Annotated in this window: 20 protein-coding genes and 1 pseudogene; 15 read left to right on the top strand and 6 right to left on the bottom strand. The window is 46.7% G+C overall.

Annotated features, from left to right (window positions below):
* Positions 1-80: 80 nt before the first annotated feature.
* From AXFE_RS20730 to AXFE_RS06795, 4 genes are read left to right on the top strand one after another with little or no spacing between them, the layout of a single operon-like run.
* Positions 81-1,325 carry an XdhC family protein gene (locus AXFE_RS20730; protein WP_052605145.1) on the top strand — a complete coding sequence of 415 codons (1,245 nt, stop codon included), beginning with the start codon at positions 81-83 and terminating at the stop codon, positions 1,323-1,325.
* Positions 1,326-1,327: 2 nt separating this feature from the next.
* Complete coding sequence (locus AXFE_RS06805; RefSeq protein WP_052605144.1) at positions 1,328-1,894, top strand: nucleotidyltransferase family protein; 567 nt, start codon at positions 1,328-1,330, stop codon at positions 1,892-1,894.
* Positions 1,882-2,580, top strand: coding sequence for an SRPBCC family protein (locus AXFE_RS06800; RefSeq protein WP_052605143.1), 699 nt, complete (start codon positions 1,882-1,884; stop codon positions 2,578-2,580). The genes AXFE_RS06805 and AXFE_RS06800 overlap by 13 nt, the downstream gene beginning before the upstream one ends.
* Positions 2,581-2,586: 6 nt before the next feature.
* Positions 2,587-3,138 carry a DUF501 domain-containing protein gene (locus AXFE_RS06795; RefSeq protein ID WP_052605142.1) on the top strand — a complete coding sequence of 184 codons (552 nt, stop codon included), beginning with the start codon at positions 2,587-2,589 and terminating at the stop codon, positions 3,136-3,138.
* A 170-nt stretch (positions 3,139-3,308) separates the two neighbouring features.
* On the opposite strand, the gene pncB is transcribed toward AXFE_RS06795, so the two are convergent.
* Both pncB and AXFE_RS06785 read right to left on the bottom strand, forming a co-directional pair.
* Positions 3,309-4,592, bottom strand: coding sequence for a nicotinate phosphoribosyltransferase (gene pncB / locus AXFE_RS06790; RefSeq protein ID WP_052605141.1), 1,284 nt, complete (start codon positions 4,590-4,592; stop codon positions 3,309-3,311).
* Between the two features lie 38 nt (positions 4,593-4,630).
* On the bottom strand, positions 4,631-5,521 hold the full coding sequence (locus AXFE_RS06785; RefSeq protein WP_052605140.1) for a prolipoprotein diacylglyceryl transferase: 891 nt from the start codon (positions 5,519-5,521) through the stop codon (positions 4,631-4,633).
* Positions 5,522-5,666: 145 nt separating this feature from the next.
* On the opposite strand from AXFE_RS06785, the gene AXFE_RS06780 reads away from it, so the two are divergent.
* A complete protein-coding gene (locus AXFE_RS06780) occupies positions 5,667-6,437 on the top strand; it encodes an SDR family NAD(P)-dependent oxidoreductase (protein WP_052605139.1) in 771 nt (256 codons plus the stop codon).
* Between the two features lie 444 nt (positions 6,438-6,881).
* Here AXFE_RS06780 and pyk read toward each other — a convergent pair whose 3' ends face one another.
* From pyk to AXFE_RS06765, 3 genes are all read right to left on the bottom strand, one after another.
* On the bottom strand, positions 6,882-8,303 hold the full coding sequence (gene pyk, locus AXFE_RS06775) for a pyruvate kinase (RefSeq protein WP_052605138.1): 1,422 nt from the start codon (positions 8,301-8,303) through the stop codon (positions 6,882-6,884).
* A 186-nt stretch (positions 8,304-8,489) separates the two neighbouring features.
* Positions 8,490-9,431, bottom strand: coding sequence for a zinc-binding dehydrogenase (locus tag AXFE_RS06770; RefSeq protein ID WP_152625914.1), 942 nt, complete (start codon positions 9,429-9,431; stop codon positions 8,490-8,492).
* 54 nt (positions 9,432-9,485) lie between these two features.
* On the bottom strand, positions 9,486-10,742 hold the full coding sequence (locus AXFE_RS06765) for a C40 family peptidase (protein ID WP_152625913.1): 1,257 nt from the start codon (positions 10,740-10,742) through the stop codon (positions 9,486-9,488).
* Between the two features lie 512 nt (positions 10,743-11,254).
* Here AXFE_RS06765 and AXFE_RS19110 point away from each other — a divergent pair.
* From AXFE_RS19110 to AXFE_RS06725, 8 genes are all read left to right on the top strand, one after another.
* Entirely contained in the window at positions 11,255-11,488 is a 234-nt protein-coding gene (locus AXFE_RS19110; RefSeq protein ID WP_052605135.1) for a hypothetical protein, read from the top strand.
* Complete coding sequence (locus AXFE_RS06755; RefSeq protein WP_082058548.1) at positions 11,421-12,377, top strand: IS1380 family transposase; 957 nt, start codon at positions 11,421-11,423, stop codon at positions 12,375-12,377. The genes AXFE_RS19110 and AXFE_RS06755 overlap by 68 nt, the downstream gene beginning before the upstream one ends.
* A gap of 60 nt (positions 12,378-12,437) precedes the next feature.
* Positions 12,438-12,674 carry a hypothetical protein gene (locus tag AXFE_RS06750; RefSeq protein ID WP_052604442.1) on the top strand — a complete coding sequence of 79 codons (237 nt, stop codon included), beginning with the start codon at positions 12,438-12,440 and terminating at the stop codon, positions 12,672-12,674.
* 416 nt (positions 12,675-13,090) lie between these two features.
* Positions 13,091-14,497 (top strand): class II fumarate hydratase, encoded by a 1,407-nt coding sequence (locus AXFE_RS06745; protein ID WP_235347693.1) that lies wholly within the window; start codon positions 13,091-13,093, stop codon positions 14,495-14,497.
* Positions 14,498-14,506: 9 nt separating this feature from the next.
* Positions 14,507-15,316: a hypothetical protein gene (locus AXFE_RS06740; RefSeq protein ID WP_052605133.1), complete on the top strand. Its 810-nt coding sequence runs from the start codon at positions 14,507-14,509 to the stop codon at positions 15,314-15,316.
* An 873-nt stretch (positions 15,317-16,189) separates the two neighbouring features.
* Entirely contained in the window at positions 16,190-16,651 is a 462-nt protein-coding gene (locus AXFE_RS06735) for a pyridoxamine 5'-phosphate oxidase family protein (protein WP_052605132.1), read from the top strand.
* Positions 16,652-16,829: 178 nt separating this feature from the next.
* Positions 16,830-17,618, top strand: coding sequence for a dienelactone hydrolase family protein (locus AXFE_RS06730; RefSeq protein WP_200891208.1), 789 nt, complete (start codon positions 16,830-16,832; stop codon positions 17,616-17,618).
* A gap of 496 nt (positions 17,619-18,114) precedes the next feature.
* Positions 18,115-19,056 carry an HpcH/HpaI aldolase/citrate lyase family protein gene (locus AXFE_RS06725; RefSeq protein ID WP_052605131.1) on the top strand — a complete coding sequence of 314 codons (942 nt, stop codon included), beginning with the start codon at positions 18,115-18,117 and terminating at the stop codon, positions 19,054-19,056.
* A gap of 199 nt (positions 19,057-19,255) precedes the next feature.
* Here the strand turns inward: AXFE_RS06725 and AXFE_RS06720 are convergent, their stop codons facing one another.
* Positions 19,256-19,492 carry a YgaP-like transmembrane domain gene (locus AXFE_RS06720; protein WP_052605130.1) on the bottom strand — a complete coding sequence of 79 codons (237 nt, stop codon included), beginning with the start codon at positions 19,490-19,492 and terminating at the stop codon, positions 19,256-19,258.
* A 526-nt stretch (positions 19,493-20,018) separates the two neighbouring features.
* Here AXFE_RS06720 and AXFE_RS21360 point away from each other — a divergent pair.
* Both AXFE_RS21360 and AXFE_RS19100 read left to right on the top strand, forming a co-directional pair.
* Positions 20,019-20,135, top strand: coding sequence for a pentapeptide repeat-containing protein (locus tag AXFE_RS21360; protein WP_200891207.1), 117 nt, complete (start codon positions 20,019-20,021; stop codon positions 20,133-20,135).
* A 562-nt stretch (positions 20,136-20,697) separates the two neighbouring features.
* Positions 20,698-21,281, top strand: a pseudogene (locus AXFE_RS19100) (IS1595 family transposase); the annotation flags it as partial.

Below are 21,281 nucleotides of genomic sequence, written 5' to 3'. Positions count from 1 at the left end.
CGTCTCGTTGTGGCCTGCGTCCATCTACAAGAGAGCCGTCAAGTGCGTTAGGTTGATTTTTTATTTGAAAGGAGGATACATTGAGAGATGTCTTATCTGATTTGATCCGATGGCGTGCCCAGGGTAAAGCTGTAGCAATAGCGCGAGTAGTAGGTACCGAAGGGTCCAGTCCGCGTGAGCCTGGTGCCACCATGGCAATAAGCGATATAGGAGAAGTTTCGGGTTCGGTTTCTGGCGGTTGCGTCGAGGGAGCCGTGGTGATGGAGGCACTCGCGGCGATGGGTGTCACTAGCGTAGCCGTCGGCAATAATACTGTAATGGATGTGGATGCATCTGGTGTGCAGGCATGTCCAAGCGTATCGGTCTTTGGCTATTCAGATGATGAGGCGTTTGCTGTGGGTCTGACCTGCGGCGGTACTTTGCGAATCTTAATTGAACCCAATGTGGATCGACCATATGATCTAGTCGCTCGACTGTTGGATGAAAATACTCCATTTGTGCGTGCCACCGTGGTCTCAGGTATCGGTGCAGTTCCTGGGAATGATGCTCCTGTAGAGCTACAGATCTCCAGTGAAGGGTTGTCGGCCTTTGAAGTCTTTGGGGCGCTTCCTAGCGTTGGATCAACGCTGATAATTGTCGACGGTAAAGCCATTTATTCGAATTTAGAGAATGATACCCTTTCGGATGTAATCATTCGAGATAGTCAAGGTGCATTGGCGTCTGGCACGACCATGGTTCGTCATTACGGCAGAAATGGACAAGCAAAGCTCGAAGAGGTAGAGGTTCTCTTTGAGACCTTCGCTCCGCCACCTCGCATGATTATCTTTGGCGCCGTAGATTTTACTGCTGCCCTTGCTAGAGTTGGTAAGTTGTTGGGATATAGTGTTTCGGTTTGCGATGCTCGACCAATCTTCGCTACGCGTGTGAGGTTTGCGATGGCTGACGAGGTGGTCGTGGACTGGCCGGATAAGTATTTAGATCGGATTGGTGGCTCACTTGGACAAAGAGATGCTATCTGTGTACTTACCCATGATCCAAAGTTCGATGTACCAGCAATTGTCGGAGCTCTCAAGACTAAAGTGGGCTATATAGGTGCGATGGGGTCGAGAAGGACGCATCAAGAGCGCAGCAAACGCCTGATAGATGTAGGCGTAGATCCTGACGAACTTTCACGGGTAATGGGACCAATTGGGTTAGATATTGGGGCTAGGACGCCCGAGGAGACGGCTATTTCCATTGCTGGAGAGATAATTGCACTACGGACCAATAAGGTACCCGTCTCATTAGCGCTGGGCGAAGGTCCAATTCATCCTAGGAGCCGTTGACAATGGTTATGGCTGGGATCTTACTCTGTGGTGGATCTGGTTCTAGATATAGGGGAGATACCCATAAATTAGAGGCGCCGTTTCGGGGATCTACAGTCTTTGAGCATTCGCTGGCGGGGCTTCGGGGAGCATCTATAGAGCCAATTGCCGTGGTCTTTGGGGTGATTGATCTATCGCATTTACTGCATGAGGGCGAGGTTTCACTTCTGAATCCTAACCCCAATTTAGGGATGGCATCTTCTCTGGCGATTGGGCTGGCGTGGGCGAAGAGCCTCGAGGCGTCCGAGGTAATTGTTGGTTTGGGGGATCAACCTTTAATTGGTTCATCCCCATGGTTAACTCTTGCACATGCAGGCGAAACCTCGCCTATTATGGTAGCAACATATGAGGGAAGACGTCGTAACCCGGTTCGAATTTCCCGCGAGCTTTTCGACCTCATTCCGAGCGAGGGTGAGGTTGGAGCCAGGTCGCTATATTTGCAATTTTCGGCGCAATTGCTAGAGGTTGAATGTGTTGGCGAGCCGATTGATATTGATACAAAAGAGGAGTTGGATAGATGGAATTGGTAAATAAGTTTTCTGTAAATGTTCCAATAGAGCAAGCGTGGGCGCTTTTGACTGACGTAGAAAAGATAGCACCTTGTCTCCCGGGAGCTGCTCTCGAGGAGATTGATGGCGATGAATTTCGTGGATCAGTCAAGGTTAAGGTGGGACCTATTACTGCTGCCTACAAAGGAAAAGCATCTTTTATAGAGCTAAATAAAGAGACACATACAGCGGTTCTCAGGGCAGAAGGTCGAGACACTAAGGGTCAAGGTAACGCCTCGGCTACCGTAACGGCACAGTTGGATGGAGATGAGAATTCGACAAACGTTTCCGTTACGACAAATTTAGCAATAACTGGCAAGGTTGCTTCGTTCGGTAGAGGGGTCTTGGCTGATGTTTCAAACAAGCTTCTAAGTCAGTTCGTAGTATCGCTTGAGGCGCTGGTTGAAAACGATGGCAAAGAGGTACCTTCGGCAGAACCACAATCCTCGGACCCGGCTGCGTCTCCGGCCAAAGAGGCGGTCAGCTCCAACGACGATGAAAAGCCTCCAACCATAAAGAAGACCTTTGCACCTACTGAAACTGCTCCGGTAGACCTTTTGGGCGTCGCTGGATCGCCAATAATAAAGCGGGTCGTTCCTGCTGCAGTGGGCAGTTTGCTCTTTTTGATTATGGTACTAATCCGCCGCTCAAGAAAGCGAAAAGGTTAAGTTCAATTGAATATTGATCTTTGGGAAGGTCCTTCGGAAGTCGACTACAACCATGTTGAGCGCCTCTTGGGGCGACCTCCTCAAGGGCGCTTCGTGGTTGTGGCTAGGCGCATCTCCACAGGTATCCCTAGCGTGATTGCATGCTGGCCGATAATTGAGGAGAGGCTTCCGATGCCGACTCTCTTTTGGCTCTGTGACCCACCAATATCTCTTGCGGTTTCACGGCTAGAGTCGGGTGGAATTATCAAAGAGATCCGAGAGAGTCTTGACCTTGACCTGGTCGAATATGGCCATAGAACGTATTCTTCTATCCGCGATGGTTTGATTCCAGATGACTATTTGGGTCCTCGTCCCTCAGGAGGGGTTGGCGGCACTAGAAGTGGATTCAAATGTTTACATGCCCATGTGGGCTGGCACATCGTCTCTAAGGTAGATGCTCCAACTCTCTATGTATTGGAGCATCACCCGCAGAGTTTGGACTTGAGTGACGTTCGAGTTCTTGGGATGCCAGCGGGTTTGGGTTGCGTCAGCGACCTTCACGTTGACGCGTTGTCGTAACTATTGCACAGGGTGAATAATTCTTGATGGTTCACCCTGGGGCTGGCGCTTATTTGAGGTGATCTTTGATAGTGGAGGTGGTAGTTGCGACTGCGCTCCGTTTGATAATCTCAAATTAGACCGTCGATTTAACTACCAAAGAGCGCCTTATTGTGTTGAAATAGGGGTCGCTAGTCGTTCAATTCGACGAACCTTTCCAGAGCTTTCATCTGATTTGCGTGGAACGAGCGTATCTTTTCGATAGAAAGGCCAAAGGATATTCTTCCTCTCTCGATAAATGTTACATAGGGATCGATTGCGCTCGATGCCATGAAATATTGATTTTGAGAACTCTCTTTTGCCGTGGGTGAGATAGATTCGGCGATGAAACGGCCATCTTGATCGAAGTGGCGAGTTACTTTTTTCGATCCCGGAATCGTCTCCTTGCCGATCGAAGCCTTAGAGACGCCAACCATTTCGCCATTGACTTCAATCTCGGAGAGTTTGTAAACCAAATTGGCGCTAGGGTGTCCTGAGCCAATTACAAAGCGCGTTCCTACACCGTAGCCATCGATTGGGGCATCTCTCAGACGTTGGATCTCAAATTCATCCAGGTCGCCCGTGACGATGATTCTCGTCGATTTGGCGCCCTTAGAGTCTAGAAGTTGTCTCGCGTTGGTGGCACCTTCAAAAAGATCTCCTGAGTCGATACGAATAGCTCCTGGTTCCCCGTCGCAAGCCATAATGGCATCTAAAATTCCGCTTTCTTGATCGTATGTATCCACTAAAAAGGTAGATGATGCCCCTAGCGTCATAGCTTGAGCATGGAATGCCTCGATTTGATTTTCAAAAGCCATTACCAATGCATGGCCTGCTGTGCCAGACGCTGGAATATTGTAAATGCGTGCGGCACCAAGATTTGACGTAGATGCCATCCCTACGATGTATCCGATCCTTGCTGCGGCTAGAGCCGCTTCTTCATGAATCCGACGGGAGCCCATTTCGATTATTGGACGTCGATTGGCAGCCCTTACCATTCTCTCGCCAGCTGCAGCTAGAGCAGAGTCGAAATTTAGAATTGAAAGGACCAATGTCTCGATTATTAGGCACTCTGCAAAGGTCCCTTCGATCTTCAAAATCGGCGTTCCGCCAAAGTAGAAGCTTCCCTCTGGGAGTCCGGTTATAGTGCCGTGAAATTCGAAACTTTCTAGATAACCTATTGTTCGCTCACTTAAAAAGTTAGCTCTATGAAGAAAGGAGATATCAGCTTTTGAGAACTTGAATCTAGAAAGTGCTTCAAGAAGGCGTTGCTGGCCCCCTACGATTCCGTACTTTCGCCCTTGAGGTAGGCTTCGAGTGAAGACCTCGAAGACGGCTCTATGGAATGCTTTATCTGCATTTATGGCAGTATCGAGCATCGTGAATTCATATTTGTCGGTATGTAGAGCTGTAGTTTCAAGGCGGTTTTCAGTCAAGATTCCTTCTTGGTTTTAGATGATCTATTCTGTGATCTTTAAGATGGTTTGTTTTCGTCAGGTTGAAGGCCATCCACTAAGATGTGTTCGTTATCGTTGGCATTGGTCATTCCGGTATTGGCCGAGTCTTCGCCCTCGCCGTCATAGACCTGTGTGTTTTGAGAGTTGCGTCTTTCTGGCGAGTTCAGAATTAGAAATGCACATGCCGAGCTTATGATCAAAATAATGGAGAATACCTCTACTGCATCCCATAGGCGGGGAACTGCTAGCCAGAAGTATTCGTCCCAAAATCTTGGGATCGACCATAGAAAAAGTCCAGCTATGGCTAGGCTGCCGCTTCGATACGGTGGAGCTTTTGTAGTCATCCATTTTTCAATTTTAAGGAGAATCAGAAAGATTATAAAGTCTTCAGTAGCCTGAAAAATGGGAACTGGTATTCGATATCCGACCTGCCCGGCGTATTGTAGACCATACCAAGCATTGGTAGGTCGTCCTCCACCTTGGAACATCAACTGTGGCCCCAAAATGCGACCTATCGACCAAGCTAAAATGAGCGCTGGAACCAGCTTGTCAAAGGTGTCGGCGATGCGAAGGTCTGGAGCATATTTACGCTTTAGATAAATACCAACGGGGATTGCTCCTGCTAATCCGCCAAACGAAGAGAGGCCGCCGTGCCAGATCAAGGGAATTTGTGCTGGAAATTTCAAATAGTATGAGATATTTGCTATGACATGGACTATTCTGGCGCCAACTACAGCTGCCGCAATTATCCACAGGAACGATTTTCCAACCCAGTTGTATGGCATCCCTGAATCTTTAAGTCGTTTCTCGAAATATCGATAGGCAACGTAGAATGCGATAGCCAATCCGATACCATAGGTGTGTACCTGAACGGGACCGATATTGAAAACGATGGGTATTGGTTTCATGTTTCACCTAAAATTGTGTGGTGCATAGATTTCTCTATGATCACTGAAATGGTCGTTACATAGTAAGTGCATTGGAAGCGTAATGATTCCATCTTTTTGGTCAATTATATTTTAGAGCTATTTTAAAGCTTTGAGGAGGAGATCTATGACAAAGCATTTGCCAGGCCAGTTTGGCATAGAGGGTAAAGTTGCGATTGTAACTGGTGCGTCGAGTGGGATCGGTGCTCGCCTTGCGACGGTATTGTCACAGGCGGGAGCGTCGGTGGTTTTAGCAGCACGGAGAGAAGAACGTATTGCGGCGCTCTCGTCCACCTTGCAAGATTCCATTCACGTGGTGTGTGACGTCACCTTGGATCACGACCTGGAGAATCTGGTTGCCAGAACGATTGAGCGCTTCGGAAAGATAGACATCTGTGTCAACAACGCCGGAATCGCCGAGCCATTGTCGGCCCTTGAGGAGTCGCCAGCTCAATTTAGGCGGATAGTAGAGACAAATTTGACATCGGTTTTCGTCCTATCGCAACTTGTCGCCCAGAAAATGATTGATTTGGGTGGTGGCGGTACCATTGTAAATGTTGCATCGGTGCTTGGACTTATCGCATCGAACTCTATTCCTCAGGCAAGCTATACCGCTTCAAAGGCTGGTGTCGTGAATCTGACAAGAGAGTTGGCTTATCAGTGGGCCAAGCATAAGATAAGGGTCAATGCTATCGCTCCAGGTTGGTTCCCTTCTGAAATGACTTCTGTAATGTTTGAGGAAGGGCGAGGTTTGAGTTGGATTAATCGTAATACGCCACTGGGACGCGGTGGTAATATCGATGAGCTCGACGGGCCTTTGCTACTGTTGGCATCGGATGCTTCTAGTTACATTACTGGCCAAACGCTTGTAGTGGATGGCGGGTGGTCTCTGACTTAGTGGCTAGTTGATGAATGCTACTGGCTCAAGAGGTTTCTTGAATTGTCTCTTTGTCATACTCTTTTACGACCCGGTGGGTCGGAGGGTCTTGGTCTGTGGTTTTGAGTGACTTGTCGAGATGGTAACCCTGTAGTGGCGTCGCGCATGAACTTTGTAAAGCGCATTAGTCGTAGTTTGCTTTAATGTGCGTATTTAGGTGGTGCGGATGCGAAAAGTGTATATGCGTCAGAAAATGGTGGCTTGCTTCATTCTAGCTGTCTCTCATGAGGTGGTTTTTGATAACTCAATCGCTATGTGATAGCCATATAGGCACTGCCTAAGTGTCTCATGGAACCTTTTCTGGTCCAGATGGTATTTGGCAAAGAGACCGATAGCTGCGGTAAATGTTAAAGTGATCCCAGTGATCTGATTTAGGTTCAGATCACTGGGATCGGATAAGTGCGGCTATATGGTGATGATATCGATTCGGTTTGTGTCTCCAGATATTCGGCCTTGTGACCCCTGTGTTAGGAGTACTACTGACGTCGTGGGGTCGATCTCGGTCATAACCTCTCGAGTCTTGATCTCCCAGGTTGTATCATGAGGCTTGATGACTAAGGGAGCAACCCCTGAAGTAAAGGCTAGGCGTCTCGCGGTCGTTTCTTCTCGTGAAAGCGCTACGATCCAAGGCTTCATTCTGAACTTGGCAATGGATCTAGGAGTCGATCCTGACTCGGTCGGAGTGACGATGTAGTCCGGATCCAATTTTTCCACCGCAGAGAGCACCGATAAGGCGACAATTTCAGGAATTGTTGTGGCGTGATCGCGCATGTAGTCGGCAACCCGTTCACGTGACGGTATAAATGTGGCGTGTTCCTCGGTGTATCGAGCAACCTTGGCCAACGTTGCAACCGCTTCAACCGGGTACTTACCCATTGCGGACTCTTCGCTTAACATTACTGCGTCGGTGCCATCTAAGATTGCATTCGCCACATCTGTTACCTCAGCACGAGTCGGTCTTGGCGAGTCAACCATCGATTCCAACATTTGTGTTGCCGTTATGACTGGCTTTCCGATACAGTTTGCCCTAAAGATTAAGTCTTTTTGGACCAGTGGAATTTCTTCGAGAGGAAGTTCGATGCCAAGGTCGCCACGTGCCACCATAATCCCATCGCACGCATTGAGGATTGCATCGATGTCTCGAAGTGCTGCTGGATGTTCTATCTTGGCGAAAAGAAATGGAGAAAAGCCGTGCTCTCCTGCGATAGCTCTTGCCCGATGGAGGTCTTCAGCCCGTTGGACAAAAGAGATTGAAAGTGCATCTGCCCCCCTGGAGAGGGCGAAATATAAGAGCTCCGCGTCCTTATCTGTGAGTGATGAAATGTCAAGGGTGGCACCAGGAAGGTTGATTCCTTTGTGGGATGACAATTCTCCGCCTGCAGCAACGGTGCAGAGGATGCTTTCACCTTCGACTCGAACTACTTTGAGAGAGATAAATCCATCTGCTAGGTAGATGAGTGAACCTGGTCCAACCGCTCTGGCGATTCCAGGGAAATCAACAGGAATATTTATATCATTATCGACTGCCGGCGAACCGGTAGGGGCGAGCCTTACGGTCATTCCGCCCTTTAGCCCTATTGCTTGGTCTAACTTGCCGATCCTCATCTTTGGACCAGGAAGATCGGCAAGAATGGATATCATCTTTCCGGTATGTCGCTCTGCTCTGCGGACCAGTCCAATTAGTCGTACAATTGATGCTGGAGTTCCGTGAGCTAAATTTAGACGAGCTACATTCATTCCCGCTTTGGCCATCGCTACTACCGTATCAATATTGGCACAAGCGGGCCCGAGAGTTGCCACAATTTTGGTCTTTTTATCTTCGATCAAGGGTCCCCTTCCTTACTTCGAGTTTAAAACTACATACGACCTTAGCCACTGGATATTAAACAAAGGTTGTACACCAGGCAACAAAGTTACAGGATTGACCTGCATGGGTGTAAAAGGGTTTGAATTTATCAAGCCGCGGTGGCAAATATTTGAGATGGCGACCCTTTTTAAATTTGAAATTATCGTTTAGATCGAAAAATCCAAGATGAGCTTGCCTACTTTTGATTTGCTAAAGTCGCTATAGGCAAGTGCGGCCTTCGATGCGGGGTAGACCGCTGATATGAGTGGTCCGAAAGTTCCATCTTTGATTGCGGGTAGGATGTGGCTTTGAATTCGCTGCGCAATCTGCGCCTTCTCTCCAACGCTTCGGGGTCTTAGTGTCGAACCTCTAACAGTCGCTCTTTTAGCCATAATCATACGAAGGTCGACTTCAGCCTTTGGCCCTGCTCCGACTCCTATTATGACTATCCTGCCAAGAAGCGATAGAGCTTGAAGATTGGAGGCCATATTGACCCCGCCGACGAGTTCTAATATAAGATCAAAAGGGCCAGATGTTGCGATTTGCGATGGCGAGATTGCCATAGCCCCCTGGCGTTCTATGGCCAAGAGTCCTTCGTCGGTCCGTGATACTCCAAAGACTGTGGCGCCAGCAAATTTTGCAAGCGCGATAGCGGCAGTTCCGACACCTCCAGTAGCTCCAGTGATCAAGACTCTATCTCCGGCGCTAATCTCACCTTGGCTAAAGAGTGCATCGTAAGCCGTTGTGTAGGCCTCTGGTATCGCGGACCACTTCACTAGGGGTAATGTTTGGTCAACTTCTATTGCGTTGCTAAAGTGAATCTTTACCATTTCGGCCTGGGCTCCGCCTGCGACGATACCCATTATTGGTCTATTGATCCAGTTCGTGGGTACCTTTGATCCTTGAGCAACTACGGTCCCAGAAAATTCCAAGCCCGGAATATCGCTAACCACTCCATTTGGCGGGGGATAAAACCCTCCAACTTGGAGTAGGTCAGCCGCGTTTAATCCGGCACCGGCCACTCTGACGAGTAACTCTTCATCGCTGATAGTGGGATCTGGGCAAGTGGTGAATAGGATTGTTTTGTCTATGATCTTTGCAGCATTCATTGCAAAACAAGCATACGACCCATAGATAAAAATCAATCCACCTACAAGTTGGATCTAGGGACGTCCGGCTCCTACGGGACTTCCGTCCCAATAGAGGCTCCGCACCATGATTGGGTATGAAGGATTATCGGCCACTACTACTTCGCCATTGCCAATGTACATTGCAACGTGGTCTATGGGAGTGAAGTAAAAGACTAAATCCCCTGGTTGAAGGCTGTTGAGTGAGACGTGTTGAATTGAGTCGTATTGTGCTGCAGCGGAATGCGGGAGATAGACCCCAGCGTGCGCCCATGCGTACATTACAAAGCCAGAGCAGTCAAAGTAGTTGGGCCCGGCACCGCCAAATACGTAACTTTTACCGATTTGTGCCATCGCAACCGACACTGCTGTACCTGCTCCAGCACCTGGAGGAATTGCTACATATGCAGATTGGCCATTTGGGTTGCTTTGTTGAGCATTTGCACGACTTGTAGTAGTCGCACTTCGTTGTTGTTGAAGCTGCTGTTGTTGAAGCTGCTGTTGTTGAAGCTGCTGTTGTTGAAGCTGAAGATGCTGTGCAAGAGCAAGAGCTTGGGCCCGCTTTTGGGCCTGCAGGGCCGCGGCTTCTTGGGCTAGTTGCTGTTGCTTTTGTGCCTGGAGGACCAGTGATGCGATATTGGAATTGACTGTGAGTAATTGCGATTGCGCAGTATTCATCGCGGACTGCGCGGCGGCTTTTGAAGAGGCTGCGCTATTTAGTGCCGCTGTTGCTAGGGCCTTTTCGGAGGCCAACTTAGCTTTTTCGATGTTGAGGTTGGCATTTGCAAGGTTGAACTGCGCGATTAATGTCTGTTGTGAGTTGGCTACGGTTCCCGCGAAGACGTCTCGCAAGGTTACATCTGTGGATGAACCATTTAAGACGTCGGCAAAGGAAACGACTGATCCACCCTGGGTGTAAAAATTCACAGCTTCAGCGGCTAGTTTTTTTCTAAGCTCCGCGATCTTTGCTTCTGTGGAGGCAATTGAGGCTTTGCTTATTGAGATCTGCTGATTTAGGGTTTGTAGCTTCAGCTGCGCTTGGTCATAAGCTTCAGAGTAAGCGCTTACTTGGGCATTGAGGGTAGCAATTTTACTCGCAATTGCCGATGCTTGTGCTTTCGCGCTTGAAAGCTGATCGGCCGATGCGCTAGTTGCGAAAGTTGCTATCGGGGTCAACCCTAGTACTAGAGCTGAAATTCCGGTAAGCGCCTTTCGGCTAAATTTTTTGGACCGAACTTCGGTCACTTTGAATTCGGCATCTAAATCCGTATCATTGTTAGGCAGGTTCGTCACAATTCAAATATGATAGTAAGCTCCGCAGAGATATTTGGCTGATTCCATACATTAATGTCTGTTCTAAGGAATATTTTATTTCATCGACGCTTCTTCGAATCGACTTGAACAGGTAGAGCGTTTTTGAGGGATTTTCCTCTAATAAGACAAAACTTATCTTTGAGATTCCTTGACTCCGAAACGATTCTGGCTGCCTTGACACGGAGGAAGCAGAGGGAATCTCTCATATTGATTGACTCTTACGAAATGGTGATTTTGAGGTCGTCGGTTAATTATTCTCCTCGTGTCGGGGGCTACATGGGGAATTGTAGCTGCTTCTAGCTCACCCTAAGGGATGGCTTTTCCATACGATACTTGGGTTCCAAGGCTCTGGTGTACCAGTGGAGACTAAGCCTGGATCCACCGAAAATTTAGTCGATCGACTTTGATTTTGGCATAGAAAAGGTGCTCTGAACTGGTAGAATGATGTTTGAAGACACTTCAAATCTATCAGTTCAAGGAGCACCTTTTAGATGCGAGCATCTACTAGTGCTTTAGAGTGTTTGATAGTCACCTTTGACGATTCGAACGCAGTTTCCAACAGTGGGTTAATACTCCCTATCACCCTTGCTGAGAGACTTGGCCTTAGGGATCTCTTTGATTCTCACATTGACCTAGAGGATCGTCCTGGACGAGCAAATGTTGGCAGAAAAGCCATGGCTATCATCGCATCTATCTTGCATCGCATCTATTTTGGCCGGTGGTGATTGCATTGATGACACTGCAATCCTTCGAAGCCCAAATGCGCAAGTTATCCTTGGTCAGATAATGCCAGCACCATCCACTCTTGGTGTCTTCTTGCGTAGTTTTGAGACCAGTGACATCGCAGATGTTGAACGAGTTGCAGCTTTGTTGCTAAAACGAGCCTGGCTAGCTGGAGCAGGTCCAGGTGATGAGCCGCTCACCATTGATGTTGATTCCACGATATGTCAGGTATATGGAAACAAAAAAGAAGGAGCTGGATTTGGTTATACCAAAGTAAGGGGGTATCACCCACACCTAGCAGCTGTTGGTAAAACAGGTGACATTCTTGGAATAGTGACTCGTGAAGGCAACGCCAATACCGCTCGTGGTGCCGGAGAGTTTGTAACTCAGGTAATCGACAATGCCAGAGCCGCTGGAGCAACTGGTGAAATAACCATGCGTTTTGACTCTGGGTTCTTCTCAAGAGCCGTAAGAGACACAGCCAGCCAAGGCAATGTTCGCATTTGCATTACAACACGGATGTCAAAACGATTGAAGCAGGTTATTGCAGCCATACCAGAAGAAACATGGACTTCAATTCCTTATTGGCTTGAAGGTGGAGCTGATGTAGCAGAAGTCAAATATCGCGCATTTGCAAGAGATAGACAAGACGTTCGTCTTATCGTCGGAAGAACAAAGCCTACTCCAGGGTCTCAGCTGGCACTATTTAGTGACTATGACTATCACGCATTTATTACCGATCGACAAGGCGAAACGCTTTTCCTTGAGGCTGATCACCGAGCACATGCCCAGATCGAACTAGTCATCAAGGATCTCAAAGGAGGTTCGGGATGGAATCATGTTCCATCCAGATGCATGAACGCTAATGCCGTTTGGTTGGCTCTGGTCTAATTAGCCATTGGTGCAATTGCACACAACCTGGCACGGTGCAATTGCACACAACCTGGCACGGTGCAATTGCACACAACCTGGCACGGTGCAACTGCACACAACCGGGCACAAATAGGTGCTATTGCAGAAACTGTAATAACCACACCAAAGCTTCGACGGTGTTACTTTCAGATCGCAGGACATATCACTCGTTCAGCTAGAAAAGTAATACTGCATCTTGAAGAACATTGGCACTATAAGGATAAGTTCTTAGAGGCTCTTGATCGGATCAGAAAGTTTGAGATCGCCATCACCTGAACATCTGGTTACCTAACACACTGAATATTACTTGAAGGAACTGCTCTAGAAGACAAGTGATTAGGTCACTATGGCCAAAATGAGATTTCAGAATCTCAAAAATGACCAAACAGGCTCAACCACAAAGCGAATAGGTCATATTTGGCACTCTGAAACCAGATTTAAGCCATAGACCCTCCGTCAAACCTAAATCAGTTCCAAAAAACCGACTTGAAGTCACACCGAGGGGCTCAAGCTGGTCCATTTCTGTGGATTCAGGCTAAGCGTAGGCTAGATTTTGTGGGATGGGTTTGGATATGCGTCTCGAATTTGTTGTTCATAGCTGATTCTGGTGAGCATGACGTTGCTAGGGTTATCATTGGCATAATGGTCATTGCAAATTAGCGACGGCATTTATATTTGTAGTAGTTTTGTGAATGATGAGTACAACTTCAAATTCCCAAAACTTCCGGTTAGAACACGATTCCATGGGCGACATTGCAGTCCCGTTACAAGCAAAGTGGCAAGCTCAGACCCAGCGAGCGGTTGAGAACTTTCCCATTTCAGGCCTTCGGATATCGAAACCCCTGATACGGGCTCTAGCGCTCATAAAATCCGCTGGCGCAATGGCTAACTCTCAAATTGGTACTCTGGATCCGAAAATTGCCAATGCCATTTCCAGCGCTGCAGAGCGCGTTGCTAATGGTGACTTCGACGACGAGTTTCCGATTGACGTCTTTCAGACTGGTTCTGGTACTTCTTCGAACATGAATATGAACGAAGTTTTAGCAACTCTGGCAAGTGAGATTCTCGTTGACGTTACCGTAAAGCCGAACGACCATACCAATGCCTCGCAATCTTCCAATGACGTTTTCCCAAGTGCCATTCACTTGGCTACCGCCAGTGAGCTAAAGTTCAACCTGATCCCGGCTCTTTTGGAACTGTCAGCCTCACTTGGTTCAAAAGCAATTGAATTCGAGAGCGTGGTCAAGTCTGGTCGAACCCACCTAATGGATGCTACTCCGGTTACCCTTGGGCAAGAGTTTTCTGGGTATCGTGCAGCAATCGACTACGGTATTGAGCGTATCGAATCAGTTCTACCTCGGGTGTGCGAGATGCCCTTGGGTGGAACGGCCGTTGGAACTGGTATCAATGCCCCTAAAGAGTTCGCGCCTAAAGCTATTGCGCTCCTTCGCGAGTGGATGGACCTGCCCTTGACTGAGGCTAGAAACCACTTTGAGGCGCAGGGTTCGCGCGATGCTCTCGTGGAGGCTTCAGGAGTGCTTCGCACTATCGCGATCTCTCTGTATAAGATCGCAAATGACCTGAGGTGGATGGCTTCAGGCCCACGTTGTGGGCTCGGAGAGATCCACCTCCCCGACCTTCAACCAGGATCCTCAATTATGCCTGGCAAGGTGAATCCAGTTGTGCCAGAAGCAGTATGTCAAGTGGTTGCTCAAGTGATCGGCAATGATGCCGCTGTGGCATTCGGCGGAAGCGCCGGCATCCTTGAGCTAAATGTTATGCTTCCCGTGATAGCGCGAAACATAATTGAGTCGATTGAGCTGATCTCTTCCGTCTCAATTGCTCTGGCTCACAAGTGTGTTGATGGCATTGAGGCCGATGTTGAAAGATGTAGAAATTACGCACTATCTTCACCTTCTATTGGTACCTCGTTGAATCCCTATATTGGCTATGAGGCAGCTGCGAAAATTATCAAGCGATCTTTAGCCGAAAATAAGGACTTGCGAACTTTAGTATTAGAAGAAGGACTTCTAACTCCAGAGGAAGCAGATAAAGCATTAGACGTCTTTGCGATGACAAAGGGTGGATTAATAGGGTAACTTAGTAATATGAATCCCCTTGAAATTCTTCGCTATGTAGCGGGTCTTGATGATCGTTCTCCAGAGGTAGTGGCGCTCTCTGCGCTCGACTCGTTGGGTGCGCTTGCGGACCGTCCTGAAATGCTTTTAGTCGCAATTCGCCGCCTATTGGAGTCACATCCAAGAAATGGTCTTTTGTGGACGCTGGCCAATCGAATTTTACTCTCTATCGAGGTCGGTGATGAGGTCGAATTGATTCGGGATGAGATTTTAGGGGATCAGAGTATATCGGGTCTGTTTGGCCAGATCGACAATGGAATGGCTCTGTATTTTTTAGATATGAACCGGGCATTTGAGACGATGACTACTGGCCGTACCAAAGAAAATGGACGGTCAGTACGCTCTGTTTCAAGTAAGAATATTGACACCTTGGATACTCGAGATAAGATAAACTATTTCGATCCTATGAACTCGATCTCTCAGTTGATCGGGAAGGCACACCCCCCAAATCGTTCAGCATTGGTTTTGGAGCCATCTTCTTTTTCAGGCGGTCGGGTTGTAATTGCGAGTCACATAATCTCGATAGCCAACCAAGTCCTGGGGGATGGAGTTAGGGTTATTATCCGAATTCCGTTCGGGTTTGAGCTACCTAGCGAGCTATTTGACGCCCAAATTAGAGCCCTCGCTTTGGGGAGTTCTGAAGGTGGTAGCGAACTCCACAAGGAGGTAACTACCCTCAGTGAGTTGCCTGGTTTTAGGGCTAATCCTGAGAGCGTCACCTATGTGATGGGGTCACGTAGAAGCACAAGAAACGATGCTGTTGCCTCCGAACTGATCTGACGTCCGTTTTTGTAACTAGTGGTTGGGCCCTTAGGTGGCTATACATACCAACATGGCTGATTTGATATTTATGACTCTATTCTTCAAGGTCTTCAATTGAGACCTTGGCTCCCCAACTCTAGATTTGGAGCGGGAGGCGATCTATTGGTTTTTTAAGGTGATATCAAGTCTCTTAGTAACAATCAAGGATAAGGATCTCATCTCTTTACATTTAGAAGAGAGATTTATTCACAGCATATATGTTCACGGCGTATAAAGGTATGTCTGACAAGGCAATGCCGTTGTAATCCGGAGAGTTCCTATCCTTGCTTTTTGACATTGCTAAAAGGTTTGCGCGAGAGACTCTTGGTGCGACTTTATATCTCTAGTGCTATTTATTTTTTGAGAGAAAAACCATTGGACCCTTGAAGTCCGTTTGTGCAATAAACTCACTACTTGGGCAATGCGTGCGATTGGTTCGATCTCCTATTTATTTTAATTTGGTGATCTTGGCTTTCTGATTAGGGTCGAAGTAAGGATCTCTATCGATGCTCTCTGAAGTCAAAGCTCTCCATCTCGGTTGGGCTTCCGCTCGATTTTAATGGGTTTGACTTTCCTTTTGAAATTTTGAACGAGTTCGATTCGCAAATGCCGAAACCCCAGGTGGGGATCTTCAGGTAACAGATCTCGTATCTTTGTCTGACTGCTTTTTCGCGCCAGAGCCTAGCAACGAGAAGTTCGATTTGCCACTTTGCCTCAAGTTTTCCCTCCTATTGCCCTGCAATGTCCTGCAAATCTTGGATATGTTGACAATTATCCGTGAGGTCCAAGACACACCACGCTTTGCTGGCTAATGTTGGAACTTTAGGACGCTTTTTACGATAGGAGATCACATTGGCCACCAGAAGAGACCTGATCAAGATGACCGAGGATGAATTAGCGGCCTTTTTGCACCTTCCGTCTTCAATGTCGGTCGCAACTCACTCGCCGTCTAACGCAATTCACCTTGTCGCTATGTGGTATGGATTTTACGGCGATGATCTTGCATTTTGGACCTATTCCAAGAGTCAAAAGGTAAAGAACCTTGAGCGCAACTCATCTATTACTTGTTTGGTGGAGAGTGGCAATAGCTATGATCAGCTTAGAGGCGTCGAGATAGTGGGCACTTGTGAGATAGTTCGAGATTTAGAGGTCGTTAGGAGCATCGGAAATTCAGTCTTTTCGAGATATTACCCAGAGGCTGATCCTGCTGCATCGCTCGTATTTCTCTCTAGTGCTCCAAAGAGAGTTGGTGTCATAATTAAAGCAACGAAGATGGTTTCATGGGATCACTCGAAGTTGGCCGGCGCTTATTGAGAATTCAGCCATTCACCTCTAGCGACTAGGGTTTTCAAAGCTCTAAGGATTACTTTCGAAAGAGTTGCTTGTAAGAAGGAGTGATTATAACGTTAGATTTTTGAGATCCAGAGAGCTTTCATCTCTGTCCAAATACTATTTCAACCCAGGGTTGAGCCGATAAAAGGCCTTTGGATCATTGAGTTTTGAATCGTTCAATTCCTTTCTGAGGAATTTTGCGGCATTTGCTTCACAGTCTTTTGGTCATCGAACTAATTGGATCTACTTTTCTGCTATCTTTAGAATTATGGGCAAAATGATTGAGTTTCCAAGTAATGGAACAAATGGCGTTGGTTATCTCGCGACGCCGACCACTAGCAATGGCAAAGCAATAGTCGTAATTCAAGAGTGGTGGGGTCTTGTCGACCACATAAAGGACGTGTGTGACCGTTTCGCCGCCCTTGGTTATTTGGCTCTCGCACCAGATTTGTACCACGGCAAAGTCGCGACAGAGCCAGACGAAGCGGGCAAGTACATGATGGCTCTTGAGATCGATAAATTCGCCAAGGATCTTTCTGGTGCTGTGGATGAACTGATGGTTCGGGCCGAGACATCTAAGGTCGGTGTCGTTGGGTTTTGCATGGGCGGAGGCTTGGCATTAGTCTTGGCGGCCAATAGACCAGATGCGGTTGGTGCGGTTGCACCGTTCTATGGAGTAATACCTTGGCCAGAGGCGGCGCCAGATTATTCGGCGATAACTGCATCCATCCAAGGTCACTATGCCGAGATCGACGATTTTGCTCCGCCAAAGGTATCCAGGGGACTGGAACGCAGCTTGGTCGAACTTGGTAAAGATGCGGAGTTTTTTGTGTATCCAAATACTGAGCACGCATTTTTCAATGATGCGAGACCTGAGGTCTATGATGCAGCTGCATCAAATCAGGCTTGGGATAGGTTGATTCCGTTTTTAGAGGAATCCCTTAGGTAGCCACCGGTGCAAGGTCAAAGTGCTTACTCATTAGTGATGTGCTTTTTTTGAGTGGAAGTTGCTCTCCAGAGACGATGTAGCGGTCGTTTTCTGCTTTTTAATAATCCCAATGGGTTGCCTTATGAGGTAATCCATTGGGATAATTTTTATAGTTCGGGCAATTATGGCTTCAATTGGAATCAACGAGAAAACTGAACTCTTTTTGGATTTTTATTGATAGATACCTTTGAGCGGCCTTCCTTGTTTATAGGGCTATTGGAGATTCACTAGAGGCTACAGATGAAAACAGAAGGAGTATTTTTTTCCGAGACTGGAAAAGCCCTCTCGCATACGGCTGAGATCGATGACTTTTTGTTTGTATGTCATGTGAAGTTTGTCACTTATCTTCAACAAACCCATCTCTTAGTGGGATTTTGCTGGTATTTATTTTGGGGCTGACATTTAGTTTTAGGTCTTTGACTAGTAGTGCGTGATCAAATTGAGTTATTATTTTTGAATGTCTGATAGAAGTAGAAATTTACCAAGGCGTTCCTGCCTTTCAGTTCCCGGATCTTCTGAGCGCTTTCTTGCAAAGGCGCCAACGATTCCGGCCGATATGTCGTTTTTGGATCTCGAGGACTCGGTAGCACCTCTGGAAAAGGAGGGTGCTAGGGCCAAGGTGGTAGAGGCGATACGTAACCTCGAATGGGATGATCGTGTATTGTGCGTGCGTGTGAATGCATGGGATACCAAGTGGACTTACGCCGATGTTATTGAAGTTGTCGGAAATGCTGGTGAGCGTCTTGATGAGATTATGCTCCCGAAAGTCCAGAGCGCAGCAGACGTGATAGCCATGGATCGCCTATTAACCCAAGTTGAGATCAACGCTGGCCTTCCTAAGGGTCATATTGGGATCGAGGCACAGATTGAATCGACTTTAGGTTTGATAAATGTCGAAGAGATATGTGCGGCTTCTCCCCGCCTCGAGACAATTGTCTTTGGACCGGCTGATTTTGCAGCTTCGATGGAGATGCCTGTTTTGACGGGTGGTGTTCAGATTCCTAATTACCCTGGCGATCATTTTCATTATGTCTTCTCGAAGATTTTGATGGCGGGACGTGCTTACGGGTTGCAGGTCATTGATGGACCATTCTTGAAGGTAAAAGACAGCCAAGCGCTTAGAGACTACTGCAATCGTACTGTAACCTTGGGCTATGACGGCAAATGGGCTTTGCATCCTGATCAAGTTACAGTGATTAACGAGATGTATTCGCCAACCGCCGAACAGTTTGAGCTAGCTTGGTCAATTTTGGACGCTTACAAAGTTGCTACCGAAGGTGATCGAAAAGGTGCAGTAATGTTCGGAGATGAGATGATCGATGAAGCATCAAGAAAGATGGCTACCAAGTTCGTTACTCGAGGTGAGAGAGCTGGCATGAAGAGAGTCGTCGAGGACTGAATACAAGACGCCACAGCTCTAGGGCGATAGATTATTGACCAATTCCCCGTGTATTTGTTCAGAGCATGAATACACGGGGAATTTTATATCTTTAAGTAGGAAGACGATGAAATGGAGATACCTCTTCTCTTTGGCTCGCCTTAATGCATTATGATTAAATTAATCGAGCTTGCAATGTGGCTAAGTTAGTGGCATTACCCTAGCTCAAGCTCTTGGGATCGCCACCATCGCTCACTCCTCGGTTGCTCGGTGTGTTGTGGATGAGCGGAATCAGAATGCACTTGTTGGCCATTCCGGCTACGAAAGGTACAAGTCCAACTATCGAGATCACTATCCAGGCCTTTCCTGGAATCAAGCCCGCGAAAATCAAGATTAGTCCGGCTATAATTCGCGAGGATCTCCCTGTGGTGCTGTTCATAAAGGTAATAAATTTCAATGAGATCTCCTTTCTATATAGATATATACCCCCTATGGTATATATCTATTCCTGTAATCGAATGGCAAGGTCTTCGTGCCCTATTGCTTTTTTGGAGCGCCTATTGGGCTGTGAAGAATGTTGGACAGACCACTGCCATGATCGGCCTGATTATGAGGAAGGCGATTTGATTTTTAATGCATAGTCTCAAACCCGCGCCCTGGTGCATGGTTTGACTAAGCTCTGTGAGTTTGGTTGCGTCAAATTAACAATGGGGTCATTTTTGATTAGAGATGAACCCTTTTATTGATGAGTTGAAATTCGAGATAGTGTCGAATTTTTAACACGTTTTATGAGTAATTTGTTGTAGAATTTTATAAATGATGAGTGATATTTTCGGAGGTAGCCAAATGATAGGTTGTGATTATTAATATAGAATGAATAAAGTTTTATAATAGATACTCTATCTATAATTTGTTTTTGCGATTTAATTTGAGCAGATAATGCGGTTAGAAAAATGAAAGAAATGGGTTTGAATCGCTAGAACGTGGCCGAACTAATAGCATTCTTTTTGAACTGGGCTAACTTGAACTGGGCTAACTTGAACTGGGCTAACTTGAACTGGGCTAACTTGAACTGGGCTAACTTGAACTGGGCTAACTAGCGGAAGTTGAAAACCAATTTGGAATGTCGGTAGGCACCGTAGGTATCTTCGTTCTATGAGATAGGACAGTGGACAGTAGTCCCCCTTGCAAAAGTTTTTCTCAAAGATCGATATTCACAAGAACAATTCCATTGATTCGGTGGTGAATATTGTGATTGTTCATTTAAAATAGGATATTTTTAGAGACTGAGTTGACCTTGGCGGCTGCTTGGTTGACGATTTCATGCTTGTAGTCATTTTTGAATATTGATCTGATTGGATATGCATTATAGATACCTATCTCGCTATGTTATACTATATTTACTCAAGATAAAACCATTGATAAATTTGGATTTATGCCCGTGGTTGAATCGCTTTTTCTAAATGATATTTGCTATTTTGAGCTATATATGTTTGATAAAATATCTTGGATGGAGGACGGTTCTCGAGATAGATTTACTCTTTGATTTGGTAGCGTAATATCAAATAGTTTCATACTTATCAAGTTTCGTAAGTTTCGCCTCCACCGAGACCAGATTGGAGCTAATCTTTAGTAGAACAGATGTTCGATAAAGGAGGCATGGTGGATATCTCAGGCTTTATGGTACGCTTCGCTTCAGAGGAAGCATGTGAAGATCATTTGATCAAATTGCTTATGCTATGAGGGATTTAGATGCCCAAAGTGTGACTCTGACCAGTTTACCTTAATCAGGCCAAACCATCGAAGAAATGCAGCATCTCGAGCTCCACTTTTTCAATGTAAATCTTGTCACCGTCAAACTAGCGTTACCTCCGGAACCATCTTCCATCGAAGCCATATCTCTTTATCCAAGTGGTTCTCCGCTATCTATCTATTGTCCAACGACAAGCGTGGTCTTTCGGCTACTACCATTGCTAAATTCGTTCAAGTATCTTATTCGACTGGCTGGTTGATGCTAAATAAGCTACGAAAAGCAATGGCTGACCGAAATGGTTTATATAAACTTGGAGGAAACGTCCAGGTAGATGAGTTCTTTTTAGGTGGTGAGAGCCATGGCGAAGGCAGAAGAGGAAAGGGAACAAAACAAACCAATGTCCTAATTGGAGTGTCGATTAGCAATGGTGCTCCTACTCATTGCTTCATGGAAGTAATCAAAGATACCACTGCTAAATCACCCAAAGATGTTT

The sequence above is a fragment of the Acidithrix ferrooxidans genome (assembly GCF_000949295.1).
Lineage (GTDB): Bacteria > Actinomycetota > Acidimicrobiia > Acidimicrobiales > Acidimicrobiaceae > Acidithrix > Acidithrix ferrooxidans.
This window is presented reverse-complemented; position numbering and strand designations above follow the sequence as displayed.